Genomic DNA, 273 nt, shown 5'->3' on the forward strand with positions numbered 1-273 from the left:
TGCTGTGTCTGATGCGCTGGCCCGCGCCGAGGAAGCTATCGAGCGTTCCGGTGCCCTGGATCAAGGGAGCCTGTGATGCTCACGCTGACCGGCACCATTCGAGCAGTCACCACCCTGGGTGGTGGCGTCAACAAGAGGACCGGCGAGGTGATCCCCACCCGCCCGGTTCTCCAGATCGAGGGCCTCGATAACCGTGGCCTCGTTCAACTCTTCACCCTCACAGTTCCGGACACCAAGCCTTTCGAGGGCCGAGTGGGTGAGCAGGTGTCCGTG

At 63.7% G+C, this 273-nt stretch carries 1 protein-coding gene; it reads left to right on the top strand.

Annotation, left to right across the window (positions count from 1 at the left end; all coding sequences use genetic code 11):
* Positions 1-75: 75 nt before the first annotated feature.
* The coding region (locus tag ABG80_RS19410; RefSeq protein WP_152987758.1) for a hypothetical protein at positions 76-273 on the top strand (198 nt) is incomplete at its 3' end.

Origin of the sequence: Aquabacterium parvum, from assembly GCF_001447195.1 — a bacterium.
In the GTDB taxonomy this organism is placed as follows: Bacteria; Pseudomonadota; Gammaproteobacteria; order Burkholderiales; family Burkholderiaceae_C; genus Aquabacterium; species Aquabacterium parvum.